The sequence below is a fragment of the Mesorhizobium sp. B2-3-15 genome (genome assembly GCF_006442875.1).
In the GTDB taxonomy this organism is placed as follows: domain Bacteria; phylum Pseudomonadota; class Alphaproteobacteria; order Rhizobiales; family Rhizobiaceae; genus Mesorhizobium; species Mesorhizobium australicum.
In genome coordinates, this window is sequence record NZ_VFVO01000002.1 from 447345 (window position 1) to 464838 (window position 17494).

At 63.6% G+C, this 17494-nt stretch carries 18 protein-coding genes; 7 read left to right on the plus strand and 11 right to left on the minus strand.

The genetic code is table 11. The features are described 5' to 3' along the window. Window positions 1–65 precede the first annotated feature (65 nt). Both FJ954_RS06145 and FJ954_RS06150 read left to right on the plus strand, forming a co-directional pair. Window positions 66–971, plus strand: coding sequence for a MurR/RpiR family transcriptional regulator (locus FJ954_RS06145; RefSeq protein ID WP_140615407.1), 906 nt, complete (start codon window positions 66–68; stop codon window positions 969–971). Window positions 972–1012: 41 nt separating this feature from the next. After that, window positions 1013–2329: an ArgE/DapE family deacylase gene (locus FJ954_RS06150; protein ID WP_140614679.1), complete on the plus strand. Its 1317-nt coding sequence runs from the start codon at window positions 1013–1015 to the stop codon at window positions 2327–2329. Window positions 2330–2349: 20 nt separating this feature from the next. Here FJ954_RS06150 and FJ954_RS06155 read toward each other — a convergent pair whose 3' ends face one another. The 5 genes from FJ954_RS06155 to FJ954_RS06175 are packed head-to-tail and all read right to left on the minus strand — an operon-like array spanning window position 2350 to window position 6973. Continuing rightward, a complete protein-coding gene (locus tag FJ954_RS06155) occupies window positions 2350–3384 on the minus strand; it encodes a branched-chain amino acid ABC transporter permease (protein ID WP_140660771.1) in 1035 nt (344 codons plus the stop codon). Then, a complete protein-coding gene (locus tag FJ954_RS06160; RefSeq protein ID WP_140660772.1) occupies window positions 3381–4256 on the minus strand; it encodes a branched-chain amino acid ABC transporter permease in 876 nt (291 codons plus the stop codon). Before FJ954_RS06160 ends, FJ954_RS06155 begins: the two co-directional genes overlap by 4 nt. Window positions 4257–4265: 9 nt before the next feature. After that, a complete protein-coding gene (locus FJ954_RS06165; RefSeq protein WP_140660773.1) occupies window positions 4266–4979 on the minus strand; it encodes an ABC transporter ATP-binding protein in 714 nt (237 codons plus the stop codon). Beyond that, a complete protein-coding gene (locus FJ954_RS06170; RefSeq protein ID WP_140614675.1) occupies window positions 4976–5716 on the minus strand; it encodes an ATP-binding cassette domain-containing protein in 741 nt (246 codons plus the stop codon). The genes FJ954_RS06165 and FJ954_RS06170 overlap by 4 nt, the downstream gene beginning before the upstream one ends. A gap of 3 nt (window positions 5717–5719) precedes the next feature. Then, window positions 5720–6973 carry an ABC transporter substrate-binding protein gene (locus tag FJ954_RS06175; RefSeq protein WP_140660774.1) on the minus strand — a complete coding sequence of 418 codons (1254 nt, stop codon included), beginning with the start codon at window positions 6971–6973 and terminating at the stop codon, window positions 5720–5722. A 190-nt stretch (window positions 6974–7163) separates the two neighbouring features. On the opposite strand from FJ954_RS06175, the gene FJ954_RS06180 reads away from it, so the two are divergent. Both FJ954_RS06180 and FJ954_RS06185 read left to right on the plus strand, forming a co-directional pair. Next, entirely contained in the window at window positions 7164–7982 is an 819-nt protein-coding gene (locus FJ954_RS06180; protein ID WP_140660775.1) for an alpha/beta hydrolase, read from the plus strand. Window positions 7983–8155: 173 nt separating this feature from the next. After that, window positions 8156–9550, plus strand: coding sequence for a multicopper oxidase family protein (locus FJ954_RS06185; RefSeq protein WP_140660776.1), 1395 nt, complete (start codon window positions 8156–8158; stop codon window positions 9548–9550). Between the two features lie 33 nt (window positions 9551–9583). Here FJ954_RS06185 and FJ954_RS06190 read toward each other — a convergent pair whose 3' ends face one another. The 3 genes from FJ954_RS06190 to FJ954_RS06200 form a co-directional block, all read right to left on the minus strand. Beyond that, complete coding sequence (locus FJ954_RS06190) at window positions 9584–9871, minus strand: PTS sugar transporter subunit IIB (RefSeq protein ID WP_015316281.1); 288 nt, start codon at window positions 9869–9871, stop codon at window positions 9584–9586. Between the two features lie 18 nt (window positions 9872–9889). Then, on the minus strand, window positions 9890–10351 hold the full coding sequence (locus FJ954_RS06195) for a PTS sugar transporter subunit IIA (protein ID WP_140660777.1): 462 nt from the start codon (window positions 10349–10351) through the stop codon (window positions 9890–9892). Between the two features lie 71 nt (window positions 10352–10422). Further along, window positions 10423–11829 carry a PTS sugar transporter subunit IIC gene (locus tag FJ954_RS06200; RefSeq protein ID WP_015316283.1) on the minus strand — a complete coding sequence of 469 codons (1407 nt, stop codon included), beginning with the start codon at window positions 11827–11829 and terminating at the stop codon, window positions 10423–10425. Window positions 11830–12168: 339 nt separating this feature from the next. On the opposite strand from FJ954_RS06200, the gene FJ954_RS06205 reads away from it, so the two are divergent. Genes FJ954_RS06205 through FJ954_RS06215 form a run of 3 tightly spaced genes read left to right on the plus strand, consistent with a single transcriptional unit; the run spans window position 12169 to window position 14183 of the window. Beyond that, window positions 12169–13503, plus strand: coding sequence for an NAD(P)H-dependent oxidoreductase (locus FJ954_RS06205; RefSeq protein ID WP_140660778.1), 1335 nt, complete (start codon window positions 12169–12171; stop codon window positions 13501–13503). Between the two features lie 45 nt (window positions 13504–13548). Further along, window positions 13549–13791 (plus strand): type II toxin-antitoxin system VapB family antitoxin, encoded by a 243-nt coding sequence (locus tag FJ954_RS06210; protein ID WP_015316285.1) that lies wholly within the window; start codon window positions 13549–13551, stop codon window positions 13789–13791. Beyond that, window positions 13791–14183: a type II toxin-antitoxin system VapC family toxin gene (locus tag FJ954_RS06215; protein WP_140660779.1), complete on the plus strand. Its 393-nt coding sequence runs from the start codon at window positions 13791–13793 to the stop codon at window positions 14181–14183. The genes FJ954_RS06210 and FJ954_RS06215 overlap by 1 nt, the downstream gene beginning before the upstream one ends. A gap of 10 nt (window positions 14184–14193) precedes the next feature. On the opposite strand, the gene proC is transcribed toward FJ954_RS06215, so the two are convergent. Genes proC through FJ954_RS06230 form a run of 3 tightly spaced genes read right to left on the minus strand, consistent with a single transcriptional unit; the run spans window position 14194 to window position 17365 of the window. Then, complete coding sequence (gene proC / locus FJ954_RS06220) at window positions 14194–15009, minus strand: pyrroline-5-carboxylate reductase (RefSeq protein ID WP_140660780.1); 816 nt, start codon at window positions 15007–15009, stop codon at window positions 14194–14196. 60 nt (window positions 15010–15069) lie between these two features. Continuing rightward, window positions 15070–16398, minus strand: a complete 1329-nt coding sequence (locus tag FJ954_RS06225) for an O-antigen ligase (RefSeq protein WP_140660781.1) — start codon at window positions 16396–16398, stop codon at window positions 15070–15072. Further along, the gene (locus FJ954_RS06230; RefSeq protein ID WP_140660782.1) at window positions 16367–17365 is read right to left on the minus strand and encodes a glycosyltransferase; all 999 of its coding nucleotides are present in this window, start codon (window positions 17363–17365) and stop codon (window positions 16367–16369) included. The genes FJ954_RS06225 and FJ954_RS06230 overlap by 32 nt, the downstream gene beginning before the upstream one ends. Window positions 17366–17494: the final 129 nt, after the last annotated feature.

A 17494-nucleotide genomic window follows, 5' to 3' on the forward strand; every position in this document is an offset into this window, starting at 1 on the left:
CAAATTTGACAATCTTGTATGAAATTGTAAGGTAATCGTCTTTCCGTTGGCGAGAGGCGATGACCATGTCGATCCGCGAAGAGTTGGCCAACACCACCTTGGCTTTCACGTCGGCGGAAGAAAAGATCGTTCAGGTCCTGCTCGCCGACTATCCGATGTCGGGGCTGGGAACGGCGACCCGGCTGGCGCGACGCGCCGGAGTCAGCGACCCGAGCGTGACCCGCCTGATGACCAAGCTCGGCTATGTCGGCTTTGCCGATTTCCAGGCGCGGCTGCTGACGGAAGTCGAATCCAGACTGCATTCGCCGTTGCTGATGATGGAGGCCAAGCGTCCCGGCGGCTCCAGCGAGGGCACGGCACTGGCCTACTTCCATTCGGTTTCCGACAGTCTGGAGCGCACGCGCACGGCGGTCCCCCTGCAGGCCTATACACGCGCTGTCAATTTGCTGCTCGAGACCAAGGGCCAGGTCGTCCTGCTGGGCGGCCGTTTCAGCCGCCACATCGCCTCCATGCTCGCCGGCTATCTCCTGCAATTCCGCTCCGGCGTGCGCGACATCGGCTCGTTGAGCCCGGCGGATTTCGACTTGCTGATCGACCTCGGCAAGCGCGACCTTCTCGTCGTGTTCGACTATCGGCGCTACCAGTCGGACGTGGTGAGCTTTGCGCGGCAGGCGAAGGAACGCGGCGTCTCCGTACTGCTGTTCACCGATGTATGGCTGTCGCCGATCGCTGACATCGCCGACCTGACGATGGTCGCGGCGATCGACGCCAACTCGCCCTTCGACACGCTGGCGACCGCCGTGGCTCAGATGGAGACGGTTTTCGCCCATGCGCTGGAAGGCCATGGCGCCGGGGTGCGCAAGCGCATCGAGGACATCGAGAAGATCCGCAGCGCCAATGCCGTCACCCTCGATGCCGCCTTGTCGCCGTCCGACAACGAAACCGTCAAACCAAGAACCACCAGGAAATAGCATCGATGCGCCCGGCGCGGCGGTGCGAGGAAGGAATAACCATGGCTGACGCCCAGACGATCATCGATGCCGTGCAGGCTGAAATCGAGAGAGACCGCGACTGGCTGATCGGGCTTGTCCGCGACATGGTCCGCATCCCTTCGGTCAATCCCAAATTCGAGGCCAATCCGGCGATCAACCGCGAGGCGGATGTCCAGGCTCTGCTGGAGCCGATCCTCAAGCACGATGGCTTCAAGACCGAACAGTGGGACGCCTTGCCCGGCCGGCCCAATCTGGTCGGCGAATGGGCTGGAAACGAGGAGCGCAGCCTGATCCTGTGTGGGCATATCGATGTCGTGCCGGTCGGCGAGATGAAGGACTGGTCGGTCGATCCGTTCGGCGGTGAGATCACGAATGGCCGGCTCTATGGCCGGGGCGCGGTCGACATGAAGGGCGGCGTCGCGGCTTGCGTCGCCGCCGCGCACGCGATCCGCAAGGCGGGCATCACACTGCAAGGCCGGTTGGCCGTCCACTCCGTCGTCGACGAGGAGGCTGGTGGCTTCGGCGCCATGGACGCGGTCAAGAACGGCAAACTCGCCAAAGCGGTGCTTGTCGCCGAGCCGACCTGGGGCGATGTCCTCCCGGTCGAGGGCGGGCTCGAATGGGCGCGGGTGACGATCCGTGGCCGCAACGCGCATTCGGCGCTGCGTTACAACGAAATCTACCCGCAACGGCACGACAAGGACCGGCTGAAGCCGGGTGTCAACGCCATCGAGATCGCGGCGCGGTTCATTGCCGCCGTCCGCCAATACGAGCTCGACCGGACACGGGCAAAGTCCCATCCGCTGCTGCCGGTCGGCATGAACACGATCAACATCGGTGTCATGCATGGCGGAACGGGCCTTGGCGAACACGGCCTGCCGACGGTGATGACCAACCCGGCCATCATCCCCGATGTTGCCGTGCTCGATCTCGACATGAAGTTTCTGCCGGATGAGAATTCAGCCGACTATCGCCGCGATTTCGAGAATTTCGTCCATCATTTCGCGCAAACCGACGCCTGGTTGCGCGACAACCCGCCTGCCATCCAGTGGGAGCTCGGCGGGCTGCATTTCCCGCCGATGAACACGCCGGTCGACCATCCGTTGGTGACGTCGCTGATGAAACGCAAGGCGGCGATCGGCAAGGCGCCTCAGACAAGCGGCTTCGTCGCCGTGTGCGATGCTGCGCACTATGCCGGCGCCGGTGTCGACGGTGTCATTTTCGGTCCGTCGGGCGACGGCTTCCATGGCGCCAACGAATATGTCGAAGTGGAATCGGTGGTCGAGACCGCCAAGGTGATCGCGGCATCCGTCATCGACTGGTGCGGCGTGCGCTGAGAGGCTTGCTTTTCAGGCGGTCACGCCGGGCGGTTGATCCGCCCGGCGACGGCACCCCAAGCCGCTTTGATCATGCCGGCCAGTCCGCTGGGATAGGCCAGCATCACGCCGATGATCAGAACCGCCGTGATCATCGGGCGCCATGCGCCGAAATCAGCCATCCACTCGGCGAAGACCGTCAGCACGAAAGAGGCGACGATGGCGCCGTAGATGGTGCTGGTGCCGCCCAGCAGCACCATCGACAGGATGATGGTCGCCAGGCTCATGCCGAACACGTCGATCGAGGCGTTGCGCTGGTAGGCGGCATAGAAGGCCCCGGCAATGCCGGTGAAGAAGGCGCTTGCCGCAAGCGTCAGCATGCGTTGGCGCACGATCGAGACACCGCGGCTGACGGCGTATTCCTCATTGTCGCGCAGCGCCACGATGCTGGCGCCGGCGCGCGAGCGCACGAGCACACGCAGGAACAGCGTGCTCGCCACCAGCAGCGCCAGCGCGATGTAGAAATAGGCGAATTTGGCGTCGCGGACCATATTGTGGTCGAGCCAGTAGAGGCCGGGGATACGCACGATCCCTTGCGTGCCACCGGTGATGTCGGACTGGCTGAGGATCACTTGCATGACCAATTGCGCGAAGCCGAAGGTGACCAGGATGATATAGATGCCCTTCAGGCGCAGGATCGGGATGGTCACCACGATCGCGGCAAGCGTGGCGATGATGCCGCTGGAAAACAGCGCGATCCACGGATCGAGCCCGGCCAGCTTGGTCAGCAGGCTGTAGGCGTAGACGCCGATGCCGAAGAGCGCCAGATGACCGAAATTGAAGACGCCGCCATAGCCGAGGCTGAGATCCCAATTCGACGCCACGATGGCGTAGATGAAGGCCATGATCAGGATGTGGCGGGCATAGGTGTCGCCGAAGACGAGCGGCAGCAGCGCCAGCACGGCGAAGCCGAGCACGAAGCCGATGGCTTCGTGCTGCCACGGCGTGCGGCCAGGTGCGATCGGGGTTGCCGCCGCTGTGCGGATCTGGGTGATCGGCGAGGTCGTGTCGGTCATGCGAGGCCTCGCGAGCGGCTGGCGAAAATGCCCTCGGGGCGCACCATCAGGGTCAGGATCAGCACGCCGAACAGCAATGCCGGCGTCCAGTAGAGGCCGAAGTAATAGCTGCAGGCGGCCTCGAAAAAGCCGATCAGATAGGCGGCGAAGATCGGTCCCGATATGCTCGATATGCCGCCGAATACGACGACGATCAGCGCCTTGAGCAGCGGGTCTGAGCCCATCACGGGCGACATGAAGCGATAGCCGCCCATGAAGATGCCGGCGAGCCCCGCCAGCGAAGCGGCGATGGCGAAGGCCAGCCCGTAGAGCGCGGTGACATTCAGGCCGACCAGATGGCTGGCGTCCTCGTTCTGCGCGACCGCACGCAATGCCAGCCCGAGGCGCGAACGGTTGAGGAACATCCACAACGCCGCCAGGATCAGCGGCGTGATGACGATGATGGCGATCTGGTGCAGCGAAACGCCGACGCCGCCGATGGTGGCGTTGCCGTCCACCAGCGCCGGGATCTGCTTGGAGCGCGGCCCCCAGATGGTGAGCGCTCCGTTCTCGATCAGCGATCCGGCGGCAAGCGTGGTGATGACGACGACCAGCACGATGTTGGGCCGGCCGATCAGCGGCCGGACGACGCTTGCCTGCAGGATCCAGCCGGCGCCGGCCATGACGACCACGGCGACGGGAAAGGCTACCGCCGCCGGCAGGCCGAGTTCCACCAATTGCCAGGCGACATAGGCGCCCAGCATCATGAACACGCCATGGCTGAAGTTGAACACGCCGATCGTCGTCCAGACCAAAGCGAGCCCGACCGCCATCATGGCGTAGAGCGAACCTTGGAACAGGCCGCCGAACAGGATTTCCGCCAATGCGCTCATACCAAGTTCCTAGTGGCCAAAATACATCGACATGATCTCGCCGTGGTCGAGGCTCTCGCCCGGCTTGATCTCGGTCGCCACCGCGCCGTGGTTGACGAGGTAGAGTTGCTGCGTCAGTTCCAGCAGGAACTCGATATCCTGCTCGACGACGATCAGCGGCACCCCGCCGCGCGAAATGTCCAGGACGGAGGCGCAGAGTTCGTCCTTGATCTTGGGCGCCAGCCCAAGCGTCGGCTCGTCGAGGATCAGGAGGCGCGGATGGCTCATTAGCGCCGTGCCGATCGACACCATCTGGCGCTCGCCGCCCGACAGCGTGCGCACGCGCTGGCGCCAGCGTTCCGCCAGTTTCGGGAACAGTTTGATCACCTTCTCGCGGTTCTCCGCCTCATGCGGACGGGCGCGCGGCGAATAGGCGCCGAGCGCCATGCAGTCGGCGATGGAGAGGTCGGGAAACAGCCGGTTGCCTTGCGGCACGTGGATCAGGCCGGCGCTGACGATGGCGCGGGCGCTGAGGCCTGCTATGTCTTGCCCGTCGAACTGGATGCGGCCGTTCTTCGGCCGCAGCAGGCCGGAGACGGTGCGCAACAGGGTCGTCTTGCCATGGCCGTTGGGTCCGAACAGGCCGACATTGCCGAAGCGGCCAGCTTCCAGCGAAATGTCGTGCAGCACGGTGACGCGGCCATAGCCGGCGGTGACGCTTTCGACGGTGAGGATGGGAGTCACGCCACCGCCCTCCGGGTTCCGAGATAGGCCTCGATGACGCGCTGGTCGGCAATCACGCTTGCCGGCTCGCCAGCGGCGAGCACGCGGCCATTGTTAAGCACCAGCAGATGCTGCGACAGGCTCATCAGGAAGGTCAGCACATGCTCGATCAGGAGGATGGTGATGCCGCGTTCGGCGGTGCGGCGGATCAAACCGATCGACGTCTCGATCTCGGGCTTGGTCAAGCTCGATGCCGGTTCGTCGAGCAACAGCATACGTGGCTGCATGGCGATCGCGGTGGCAAGCATGAGGCATTTGCGCTCGAAGACGGAAAGCTCGCCGGCCAGCCGCCCGAAGGACACTGAACCCAAGCCGACAAACTCCAGTGCCTCTGCGGCCGCCTCGCGGGCGGCTGCCGCTGCAGCTTTCTCCTTTCTGCCGTAGCTGGCGCCGATCAGCGCGTTCTCGAATACGGTCAGGCCGTCGAAGCTGGTTTCGCGCTGAAAGGTGCGGGCAAGGCCGAGGCGCGCGATGGCATGTCCAGACTTGCCGTTGATCGCGGTCCCGTCAAAGCGGATGTGGCCTCTGTCCGGCCCGAACGGGATGCCGGTGATGATGTTGAACAGCGTGCTCTTGCCGCTGCCGTTCGGGCCGGCGATGCCAAAGATCTCGCCGGCCTCGACCTTGAACGACACGCCATCGACGGCCTTCAGCGAACCGAAGGCCTTCGATACGTCGTCCAATTCAAGCAGGGCCATGCCTCACTGCATCCAGGGCTGCGGCTTGAAGGCACCGGTGGCGTATTTTTCCGGCGAGATCAGCGTGCGCTGGCCGTCCCAGATCTGAAAGAAGGTGATCGGGATATAGTCGTCGCCCTGCGTGGCGAGATGCGTGGCGGGATCGAATTTCAGCCGGCCTTCGGCGACCTGCTTGTCGGTCTCCGATAGCGCCTTCATGATCGCGGCGTGGTCGGATGCGCCGCCGACTTTCTTGACCGCGTCGAAATAGACGTTGGTCATTTCATAGAGGCCGACGCCATAGGTGCCGCTCTCGACGCCATATTTGGCCTTGAACTTGGCCGCCACCTCGTCGGCGCGCGGGTTCTTCGGCGTCGTCAGCGCCCCGCCGAGGAGATTGTAGATGACGCCATTCGACTTCTTGCCGGTGAGTTCGACGAATTCCGGAACACTCGGCGCATATTGCAGGAAGACAAGGCTCTTGGTCGGCTGTTCGAGGAACTGGTTCAGGAAAGACGCCGAATTGCCCGGCAGATAATCGGTGTTGATGACGACATCGGGAACATTCTCGCGCACCTTGGCCAGGATCGGACGCCAGTCGGTGACTTCGCCGAAGGGCACGATCTCATCGACGCTGATAGTCCAGCCCTTCTCCTTGAAAGTCTTCTTCATGCCCTCCGAGATGGTCTTCGAATAGGCGTTGTCGGAGGAGATGATGGCGACCTTCTTGGTCGGCAATGTGATCTTGCCGTCGGCCGCGAGTTTCTCGACGAACAAGGTGACGTCGGTGTTGTAGGCGTCGAAGGACGGCGTTAGCGACCAACAGCACATGTACTTGTCTGGGCTCGGCGCGATGATGTCCCTGGTCTGCTGCGAGGTGGCCGCCAGCATGTAGGGCATCTCGGCCTCGGCCATGTTGTCGATCTCGAAATTCGTCAGGCTGGCGTAGCCGGTGAGCATGAATTGCACGCCGGGATCGCCAAGCAGGCGCTCGACCGCGCTGGTGACGTTGCCGGCGGACTGATCCTTAACGTCGCCGACCACCAGTTCGAATGTGTTGCCGGCAACGCCGCCGGCGGCATTCGCCTCATCGATTGCCATCTGCACGCCGCGCTGGAATTCCTGGCCGTCCGCCGCGGCAGGGCCCGTGATCGGCGCCAGCAGGCCGATCTTGACGACATCGGCGAAAGCGGGGGCGCTTGCCGTGGCAAACGCCGCGATCAGGGCCGTGGTCATCAGCATATGGCGGAGTCTGTTGCCTGCGAATTTGGATTTCATCGTGCCGTTCCCTGTTTTCCTCCCGTTCATCGGGAGTTGGATAATTGACAATCTACGCACAATTGTTGTTATTTGAAAAGGATTTTTCAACGGCACGAGACCGGGAAAATGTTATGGCAGGGCTAGGGGAGGCGGCGGCGCTTTGTTGTGCAACTGCTTCGAAACAGGGCGATTCCAGACGGAGCCAAAGATGACGATCGCGCAGAAGACCCTTGAAACCAGTCACGGCAGGATCGCCGTTCGCGAGACCGGCGGCAAAGGCACCGCCGTCCTGCTGATCCACGGCAATTCGTCTTCCGGTGCCGTTTTCCGCAACCAGCTCGAGAGCCCGCTGGGCGAGCGCTACCACATGATCGCCCCCGATCTGCCGGGCCACGGCGCTTCCGGCAATGCGATCGATCCGGACCGCTCCTACAGTATGGAAGGCTATGCCGATGCGATGACCGAAGTGCTCGGCCTGCTCGGTATCGACAAGGGCATCGTCTTCGGCTGGTCGCTCGGCGGTCATATCGGGCTGGAGATGATCGACCGTTATCCTGGCCTGCTTGGCCTGATGATATCGGGCACTCCGCCTGTAGCGCCCGAGGAGGTCGGCAACGGCTTCAAGTCGAGTCCGCATATGCATCTTGCCGGACAAGAGGCCTTCACCGCCGCTGATGTCGAGGCTTATGCGCGCAGCACTTGCGGGGAACCGTTCGAACCGTTCCTCCTCGACACGGTGGCGCGCACCGACGGGCGGGCGCGGCGCCTGATGTTCGAGAAATTCGCCGCCGGCACAGGCCGCAACCAGCGCGAGATCGTCGCCGGCAAGACGCCTCCGATCGCCGTTCTCAATGGCATCGACGAGCCTTTCGTGAACACCGATTTTGTCTCAGCGGTCAAGTTCTCCAACCTGTGGGAAGGCAAGGCGCATCTGCTCGACAAATCGGGCCATGCGCCGTTCTGGGATTCTCCCGACCGCTTCAACCCGATCTTCGCCCGCTTCCTGGAAAGCGTGGATCAGGCATAGACTCGCCGCAAGGCCACCGACCAGCCGCCATCGACCGGAATGAGTCCAGCCCTGCTGGCCTCATTGCACTGACAGGAGGAGGGCGGCCGCGACCGGGCCGTTGGCAAGGCATGCGTGTCCGGCTATGACGGCAAAGTTGCGAAGAGCAGTCAGCTTTTCCGTTGGAGTGCGACATGACCGTATTTACACGCCGCGGACTGCTGAAAACTGCCGCCGTTGCCGGTGCGAGCGGGCTCGGGCTTGCCGCCATGGGCAGGATTGGCGGCTGGGCGGCGTCCGCGCCTGAGCCGGTGGTGCTGCGGACGGCGAAAATCCAGGCGAAGCTGATGGATGTCGGCCAGACCAACAATGTGCTGACTTACGGCAAAGCGGGAATGCCGCCGGTGCTCAGGATGAAAAAAGGCGAACCCTTTGCCGCGCGCCTCGACAATGCCATCGACGATCCGACGACCATCCACTGGCACGGCATTCGCCTGCCGAACAAGATGGATGGCGTGCCCTTCCTGGTGCAGCCTTACGTCTACACCGGCGATCATTTCGACTATGCCTTCACGCCGCCCGATGCCGGCACCTTCTGGTATCACCCGCACTGCAACACGCTGGAGCAGATGGGGCACGGCCTGACCGGCGTGATCGTGGTTGAAAACCCGAACGATCCGAAATTCGACGCCGAGTTTGTCCTCAACCTGCGCGACTGGCGCCTTGGCGACGACGGCCAGTTCATCGACCAGTTCCGGCCGCGCGATGCGGCGAGAACCGGCACCTACGGCACGGTGCGTACGGCCAACTGGCTCGATCAGCCGCAATACGACGCGCCTGCCGGCGGGCTGGTGCGGCTGCGCGTCGCCATTACCGATGTCACCCGCATCCAGGCCTTTCGCGTCGACGGCGCCGAAGCGATCGTGATGGCGCTGGACGGCAATCCGGTGCCGGAGCGCTTTGCGCCCGATGCCTTGCTGCTTGGACCGGGGCAGCGCATGGAACTCGCCATCCGCATGCCCGACGATGAGGGGGCGATCGTCAGCCTGCGGGACGTCAGGGGCACCAAGCCCAAGGTGCTGGCGACGCTGCGCGCGACGGGCAACTCGCTCAAGCGGGACGTTCGCGACGTTGCGCCGCTGGAAGTGAATCCGGTGGCGGAAGTGGATCTCGGCTCGGCCCAGCATATCTCCCTGTCGCTCAGCGCCACGGCGGAGAACGTCCCGAGCGACAGCATCTGCGGTTCGCTCGGCTACAGTTTCTGGGCGATCAACAAGGTGCCGTGGCCGGGCGATACACCCGATCCAACCGCGCCGCTGGCCGAATTGAAGCTCGGCAGGAGCTATGTCATCGACATGGAGAACCTGACGCCGCAATCGCATCCGATGCATTTGCACGGCATGAGCTTCAAGGTTTTGTCATCCTCGACGCGGCCGGCGCGGGCGTTGATTTCGGACACCTATCTCATCCAGCCCAATGAGAAGGTGAGCCTCGGCTTCGTCGCCGACAATCCCGGCGACTGGCTGCTGCATTGCCACATCATCGAGCACCAGAAATCGGGCATGACGAGTTACGTCAGAGTGGTCTGAGCCAAGCCCACCGAAGGCCGCATTGTCCGCGACCTACTTGCGCAGTTGCGCCTCGATCTCGTCGAGCACCTTGTCCTTGCCGATGCCGGTGAGGAAGGCGAGGCCCTTGATGACCGGCTTGGTCACCGAGGCCGAGATCGGCGTGGTGGCGACGATGAAGTCGACGCTATCGGCGAGCCCCGGCACTTCGGTCGCCTTGGCCTGCTGCGCGTTGAAGGTAAGGCCGCGCATCTTCATCGCCTCGGTGACCGCGACGTTGACCGCAGTCGAGGTGGCGATGCCGGTGCCGCAGGCAAAGAGAATTGTCTTCTGTCGGGCCATCTTTGCTTTCCCTTGATATCAGCCGAGCACGGTGCGCACGTCGTCAAGCGTCCTGGCCGACCTCAAGCCGTCCAATGCATCTGGATTCTGGATCGTTGCCATGACGGACTGCAGCGCTTCAATCTGCTTGTCCTTGTCATTGATCGCAAGCAGGAAGACGAAACCCACCGGCAGCTTCTCGTCGGGGTCTTCCATGTTGGCGAAGATCACCGGCTTTCTCAGCGTGCCCATTGCGATGCCGGGCTTCAGCACATGCTCGGGATCGGTGTGGGGCACCGCGACATTGTCGGCGCGTTCCAGCGGCAATCCTGTCGGGACGGTCATTTCGCGGCGCACGACCGCGTCGGCATAGGAGCTCTTGACATAGCCAAGGGCCTCGAGCCGTCCCGCCAGGACGCGGATGATCTCCTCATTGGTCGACGCGTCCGACCCGAGTACGATCGCCTCGGGATCCAGAAGCTGCATGAGGGCGTCGGACATGTCTTGCTCCGTCGATAAATCGTGCGCCCGGCGAAGGCGCACGATCGTTTCAGATGAAGGCACGCTTGCGTTCAGGCCGTGCCTTCGGCCGGCTCGTCCTCGGCGCCCGCCGCCCGTTCCCAGCCGAGCGGATTGCGGCGATAGAGCACGAACAGCGCCGCGATGACCACGGCGATCACGATGATGCCGATGAGCCCAAGTCCCTGGATCGCCTCGATGATCACATAGGGCACCCACAGGAAGCCGTCGACCACCGAGGTGATCTGCAAAGCATCCGCCGGCAGTTTGAAGCCCGACGCGACGGCCGCACTGGTGAACAGCGGCGCCAGGGCGTTGGCGACATAGAAGCCGATCGCCAAGGTCACCGTGCCGATCACCACCATGCGGAACACATTGCCTTTGACCAGCGGCGCGGTCATGGCGACGATGAACGGGATGACCGCCAAATCGGCGAACAGGATGACGCGATTGCCCGGCAGGATCACCGACAGGATGATCGCGATCGGCACCAGGATCAGCGACGACGAGATCGCGGCGGGATGGCCGATCAGGATCGCCGAATCGAGGCCGACGAGAAGCTCGCGATCGCCGGTGCGCTTGCGCACGAACTCTTGCGCCGCGTCGGAAACCGGGATCAGGCCCTCCATCAGGATCTTCACCATGCGCGGCAGCAGCAGCATGACCGCGGCAAGTGTCATACCGGTGCCCAGCACCTTGGCCAGCACCGTGCCGGGATCGCCGGCATTGTAGAAGGCGATGGCGCCGAGCACGAGGCCGATGATCAGGCCGAGCACGACCGGTTCGCCGAACACGCCGAAGCGGCGCTCGATGGTTTCGGTGTTGATGTTGATGCGGTTGATGCCGGGAATGCGGTCCATGATCCAGTTCAGGATGATGGCGATCGGCAGGATTTGCGCCGAGGCGAGATGCGGCACCGAAATGCCGGGAACGCCGTAGAATTGCTGCACCGCGCGCGCCGACCAATCGGCGAACAGCAGCGACAGCGCCGCAACCAGGGCCGCGATGGCAATGCCGTAGGCCAGATTGTCGGTGGCGGCGACGACGAGCGAGCCGACGAAGGCGAAGTGCCAGAAATTCCAGACGTCGACATTGAGCGTGCGCGTCATGCGCGTCAGCAACAGCACGATGTTGACCAGGATGCCGACCGGGATGACCCAAAGCCCGACCGAGGAGCCAAAGGCGATGGCGGCCGCCGAGGGCCAGCCGACGTCGATAATGTCGCGATGAATGCCGGTGTTGGTGACGATGGCCTTGGCGACGTCGCCGATCGACGTGAACATCAGGCCAAGCACAAGGTTGATACCGATGAAGGCGACCCCGATGGTGACGGCGGCGCGAAAGGCCTTGCTGACCTTGGCGCCCAAAACCACGGCAATGATGAAAATGACGATCGGCAGCAGGATTGTCGCGCCGAGCGTGTCGATGGCCCCCTTGAGGCCAGCGAGTAGAGTATCCATTCTTCCTCCCCTGGAGCCCCGAGCCTAAAGCTTCGCGGTGCTCCTTTCTCTCAGCCTCTGCCGCCACCTTAGCGCAAAGGCACTCCCCAGATGCCGCGAGACGAGTGCCCCTCCGAGCGGTTGTCTCGATGAACATTTGCCTTTGTTGGCAAACGAATGTTTTTATTGAGACTGTTCGCGACAATGTCAATTGGCAAGCCTTTGGGCCAATCGGCCAAGGCGACGACGCTTGTCACGGGTCATTTTCGTTGGAAATCGCCGGTCGCGAGCGGTTTTGTTGGCACAGGGGAATGGTCCCTGCTAATTCGCGTCCAGACCAAGAAGCTGTGGACATTCCGCATGACCAATGTCGCCTTGACCGGGCTTGCCCGCGATCTCGCCAGACGTGCCGCCGAGGGCCGCCCGGTGCGCATCGGCATCATCGGCTCCGGCGAAATGGGCACTGACCTCGTCACGCAAGGCATGCTGATGCCCGGCATTGCGGTTTGCGCCGTCTCGACCCGGCGCCCGCACACCGCGCGTGACGCCATCCGCATCGCCTACGGTGACGAGGCGATGGCGGTCGAAGCCGACACCGCGTCGAAAGTCACCGCGGCGATCGAGGTTGGAAAAATAGCCATCACCTCGAACGAGATGCTGGTCACCAACCCACTGATCGATGTCGTCATCGACGCCACCGGCAAGCCTGGCGTCGCCGCCGATTTCGACCTGATGGCGATGGAGCACGGCAAGCACCTGGTGATGATGAATGTCGAGGCCGACGTCACCATCGGCTGTTACCTCAAGCAGCAGGCCGACCGGCTTGGCGTGGTTTATTCGGTCGGCGCCGGCGACGAGCCGTCGAGCTGCATGGAACTGATCGAGTTCGCGTCCGCACTCGGCCTTACCATCGTCTCGGCTGGCAAGGGCAAGAACAACCCGCTCAACCACGATGCCGTGCCTGACGACTATCGCGAGGAAGCGACCCGCCGCAACATGAACCCGCGCATTCTGGTCGAGTTCGTCGACGGCTCCAAGACCATGGTCGAGATGTGCGCCATCGCCAACGCCACCGGGCTGGTGCCTGACGTGCCCGGCATGCATGGTCCCAAGGCCGACCGCGATGACCTCGTCAAGGTGCTGATCCCGCGCGAGGATGGTGGCCTCCTGCTGAAAAAAGGCGTCGTCGACTACACTATCGGCAAGGGTGTGGCGCCCGGTGTCTTCGTCATCGTCGAGGCGACGCATCCGCGCATCATCGAACGCATGGACGACCTGCATATCGGCCGCGGTCCCTATTACAGCCTGTTCCGGCCCTACCATCTGACCTCACTGGAAGTGCCGCTGACGGCCGCTCGCATCGTGCTGTTCGGCAAGCCCGACATGGTGCCGCTGCCGCGGCCGGTTGCCGAGGTCTGCGCCGTCGCCAAGCGCGATCTCGCCGCCGGCGAGACCTTCGATGCGATCGGCGAGACCTGCTATCGCTCCTGGACCATGACCGTCGGCGACGCGCGTTCCCAGCGCGCCGTGCCGGTCGGCCTGCTTGAGGGCGGCAAGGTGCTGAAGCCGGTCAGGAAAGGTGCACTGCTGACCACCGACAATGCAGCGCCAGACCGGACGACCAGTCTGTTCGCGCTGCGCCGCCTGCAGGACGAGATGCTGTACGGAAACAAACCCGTTGTGGCGCTGTCATGACAGATGCGCTATATTGTAATGGCAGATGACGCCGAGGATCGACCAATGAACCTCCAGATCAGGGACCCGCGTGCACGTGAACTGGCACAGCGGCTCGCCGCCAAACGCAAGATTTCGATGACCGAGGCGGTGATCGAAGCTCTTGAGTCCGAACTGAAACGGGAAAGTGGACGCGCTCCGTTGGCGCAGCGGCTGGCTGCCATCGCCGATGAACTCAAAGCCAGAGCTGGCCAGGGCGGCCGGCCCGTACACAAGGATGAGATCGATGAGATGTGGGGCCACTCCTGATGTTTGTCGACACCTCGGTGGTCGTCGCAATTCTTTCGGGAGAAGAAGATGCTGGCGAGTGGAGCAACCGCATCGCGGTAGCACCTCGCAGGATTACTTCCGCGCTGGTGGTGCTCGAAGCGGCTATGCGGCTTTCAACTATGCTGGCCGTCGAGCCGCTCGTCGCTGAAGTGGCGATAGAGGCTTTTCTGCGCGAGGCCGAAATCGAAATCGTTCCCATCGACGCCGGCGACGCCAAGCTCGCGGTCCAAGCTTTTTCAGACTATGGAAAAGGACGCGGGCATCCCGCCCAACTCAACCTGGCCGATTGCCTGTCCTACGCTTGCGCAAAGGGCCGCGGCTCTGCTCTGCTCTACAAAGGCAACGACTTCTCGCATACCGATCTGGCCTAGGGAGTCTGCTCTATTTCCCTAGTTCGATCGACCGCAGCCGCGCCGCTTCCACCGCTTGCGTAAGGAGATTGGTCAACCGGTCATCGCCCATCAGCACGCCAAGCGCCGCCGCCGTCGTGCCGTTGGGGCTGGTCACCTGCTTGCGCAGCACGGCCGGGTCCTCGCGGCTTTCGGCGGCGAGCGAGGCCGCGCCGTAGACGGTCTGCATGGCGAGCAGCCTGGCGGTCGCCGCCGGCAGGCCGGCCTTCTCTGCGGCCACCGTCAGCGCTTCGATAAAATGGAAGATATAGGCCGGACCCGATCCGGACACGGCGGTCACCGCATCCATAAGGCCCTCGTCGTCGACAGTGGCCACTTCGCCGCTGGCCGACAGAAGGTCGGCGACGAAGCGCTTGGCGTCGGCGGAAACCAGGGGATTGGAAAACACCACCATCATGCCCTTGCCGATGGCCGCCGGCGTGTTGGGCATGCACCGCACAACGGGGGCGCGGTTGCCGAGGATGCCCTCGAAGGTGGCGGACGGCGTGCCGGCGGCAATGCTGACGAAAGTGGTGCGTCCATCGCCGAAGCGCTTGTACGCGGCGGTGACGTCGCGGATCACCTGAGGTTTCACCGCGATGACGACCAGATCGGGCACGGCATCCGCCGGAATGGCCCCGGCATCCGCTGCCGAGCCGCAGCCAAGCGCCACTGCGCGATCGCGCAGCTCGGCATTGGGCTCGATCACGAAAACCGCCGAGGGTGCAAGCTTGCCGGACTTCAGCCAGCCCGAGAGCATGGCGTAACCCATATTGCCGCAACCGGCGAGAACAAGCCTGATCGTCATCGAGAGCCCTCCGAGGAAAGGCCATGACATAGACGCTCGCGGGTCGGTGGGGAAGCCCTCTCAGGACCGCTGAACAGGCGTGCGCACCGCGATCGGCCGCAACGACACTTGCCTGAGGCCCAGCACGCCGAGCACGAAGAACAGCCAGACCGGATCACCGCGATGGAAGAAGAAGCTCTCGAGAAAGGCGTTGAGTGCGGTGAACAGCACCACCATCATGAAGAAATCGCCGAGATAGATGTTCTCCTTGCGCGGCGGAATGCGCATATAGTCGCGCAATGGTGCGATGAGGAAGGTGTAGACCGCCACGCAAAGGGCAGGGATGCCCATCAGCACCGCGATGTCGAGATAGCCGTCATGGCCGTGCACGATGGTCCTGATGTCCCACGGGCGATCGAAGGGTTGGTCCTGGTTGAGCAGCAGCGGCGTGCCCCAGAAGCTCTCATAACCGTAGCCGGTCCACGGCTTCTTCGCCAGCATCGAGCCGGCGAACTCCCACAGTGTCGTCCGGCCGGTATAGGTGAGGTCGGGAAAGTAGATGGCCGCCAGATGCTTCACCGGCGGCAGGAAGACGATGCCCAGCGTGCCGACCGCCGTGGCGATGATCGCCAGCATGAACAGGATCGGCGTACCGAGCCGCATGCCCATCAGACTCGGAAACATCACGATCAGGATCGAGAACGGCACCAGCCCGGCGGTGGTCTTGGAGCCGGTGTGCAGCATGAAGATCATCGCCGCGCAGAAGATACCCGCGCCCCACCAGCGCTGGCCGCGTCGGTAGAGATAAAGCCCGGCGAAGCTGAAGCAGGCCATGATCGGGCCGGCGATGTTCTTGTGGGTGAACACCCCGCGCCACAGGCCGGCATGTTCAGGCTCCTGCGAGTCAGCCGTGTGCATCGCCTCGTGCGGAAAGACGATCAGGCCGAGATAGGACAGGCCCATGACCACGACCGCGGTGAAGATGATGACCCTGGAGAAGGACTCCGCGTCGCGGGGTAGCGCCAGAATCGTCGCCATCGTCAGGATGCCGATCATGGTGAAGGACGCCGCGCGCATTGCCGAGGGCGGATCGGTCGCCAGCACCACCGACAGGAAGAAGAAGCCCAGCATCAGTATCCAGGATGGGCTGAGCAGCGAGCGCACGACGCGCGGATCGGCGAAGGCCATCAGCGCGAAGATCGAAATCCCGCCGAGCGAGCCGAAGCCGAGCTGATTGACGATGTCGCCCCCTTCGCCGGTGAGTTCGGCGCCGGCCGGCTGGAACGGGCGGAAGGACACCATGATGACGGTGAACAGCAGCGCGGCGATCGCGGTCGCCACGCCACCGCGCGTGAACGCGGCGCTGAGCGGCGCGCGCTCAGTTCTTCTCAGGCTGGCGGTATTGCTCATTGGCATATCCGAATTCGGCCAGCACGCGGCCCAGCGCCACATGGACGGGGTAGATGGCGGCCGCCGGGGATCCCGTGCGCGCCAGCCGCATGATGCCGCGAACCGGCGAGGCGGCAAGCAGCGCCAGGCTCCTGGCGAATACCTTGGCGCCGGCGAACGGCATGCCGGCGCGCCTCTTCTTTTCCACCAGTGTCGAGATGACACCGTTGCGTAGGCTGCGGGCGCGGATCCAGTCGGTCTCGACGCGCCGGGCCGGAACGGTCTCCCGCACCTTGGCTTCGGCGCACCAGCCCAGCACGAAGCCGCGTTGCGCCGACCGGCTGAGAAAGTCGGAATCGCCGCCGCCCATGAAATTGAATCTGAGATCGAGGAAGGGCGGCCCCATCGCGGTCAGCACGTTGCGCCCGACCAGAAGATTGCCGGACGAATAGAGCGCGGGCACCCGTCCCGTCTCCCGGTAGGGGGGTGCGAAGACGGGATGCTCGGCCCATTTGGCATGGGCAGGATCGGCAAAAACGGGCACCTGCGGGCCGCCGACGATGTCGGCGGCGAGCGTTTCGGCGGCGTGGCACATCCGCTCCAGCCATTGCGGATCGGCGGTCTCGTCATCGTCGATGACAAGAAGATGCTTGAAGTTCGGGAACTGCAGGATCGCCGTCTGCCAGCCGGCATTGTAGGCGCTGCAATTGCCGCGCTCATGCGCGATGATGACCATGCCCGGTATCTCGCCGCGCTCGAACAGCGGCAGCACCGCCTTGGCGCCCTCCCGCGCCTCGGCCTCGTTCTCGATGACGATGACGGCAAAGCGCCTGTCGGTTTGCTGCGCGCGCAGCGACGCCAGTGTCTCCAGCACCTGCTGCGGCCGCTTGAACGTCGGCAAGGTGACGATCGCTTCGACGGCCTCCACGTCGAGCAGGCGAGATCGTCCCGCGATCGATACCGAACCGTCCAATGGCAAAGGGATCATCCGTGTCCAGCCGCGTCGTGAGTCGCGTTCTGGTAGCACCACGATGATAAGGTTTCGTTAATCACCTTGCACGGAGAGGCCCGCCAGACATGGGTTTTGGGGCGTTGATCGTGCTCGTTTAATCAAGGG

Coding starts and splice junctions, on each gene's coding strand:
- FJ954_RS06145 (WP_140615407.1), top strand. CDS start 66: ATGTCGATCCGCGAAGAGTTGGCCAACACCACCTTGGCTTTCACGTCG.
- FJ954_RS06150 (WP_140614679.1), top strand. CDS start 1,013: ATGGCTGACGCCCAGACGATCATCGATGCCGTGCAGGCTGAAATCGAG.
- FJ954_RS06155 (WP_140660771.1), bottom strand. CDS start 3,384: ATGACCGACACGACCTCGCCGATCACCCAGATCCGCACAGCGGCGGCA.
- FJ954_RS06160 (WP_140660772.1), bottom strand. CDS start 4,256: ATGAGCGCATTGGCGGAAATCCTGTTCGGCGGCCTGTTCCAAGGTTCG.
- FJ954_RS06170 (WP_140614675.1), bottom strand. CDS start 5,716: ATGGCCCTGCTTGAATTGGACGACGTATCGAAGGCCTTCGGTTCGCTG.
- FJ954_RS06175 (WP_140660774.1), bottom strand. CDS start 6,973: ATGAAATCCAAATTCGCAGGCAACAGACTCCGCCATATGCTGATGACC.
- FJ954_RS06180 (WP_140660775.1), top strand. CDS start 7,164: ATGACGATCGCGCAGAAGACCCTTGAAACCAGTCACGGCAGGATCGCC.
- FJ954_RS06185 (WP_140660776.1), top strand. CDS start 8,156: ATGACCGTATTTACACGCCGCGGACTGCTGAAAACTGCCGCCGTTGCC.
- FJ954_RS06190 (WP_015316281.1), bottom strand. CDS start 9,871: ATGGCCCGACAGAAGACAATTCTCTTTGCCTGCGGCACCGGCATCGCC.
- FJ954_RS06195 (WP_140660777.1), bottom strand. CDS start 10,351: ATGTCCGACGCCCTCATGCAGCTTCTGGATCCCGAGGCGATCGTACTC.
- FJ954_RS06200 (WP_015316283.1), bottom strand. CDS start 11,829: ATGGATACTCTACTCGCTGGCCTCAAGGGGGCCATCGACACGCTCGGC.
- FJ954_RS06205 (WP_140660778.1), top strand. CDS start 12,169: ATGACCAATGTCGCCTTGACCGGGCTTGCCCGCGATCTCGCCAGACGT.
- FJ954_RS06210 (WP_015316285.1), top strand. CDS start 13,549: ATGAACCTCCAGATCAGGGACCCGCGTGCACGTGAACTGGCACAGCGG.
- FJ954_RS06215 (WP_140660779.1), top strand. CDS start 13,791: ATGTTTGTCGACACCTCGGTGGTCGTCGCAATTCTTTCGGGAGAAGAA.
- proC (WP_140660780.1), bottom strand. CDS start 15,009: ATGACGATCAGGCTTGTTCTCGCCGGTTGCGGCAATATGGGTTACGCC.
- FJ954_RS06225 (WP_140660781.1), bottom strand. CDS start 16,398: ATGAGCAATACCGCCAGCCTGAGAAGAACTGAGCGCGCGCCGCTCAGC.
- FJ954_RS06230 (WP_140660782.1), bottom strand. CDS start 17,365: ATGATCCCTTTGCCATTGGACGGTTCGGTATCGATCGCGGGACGATCT.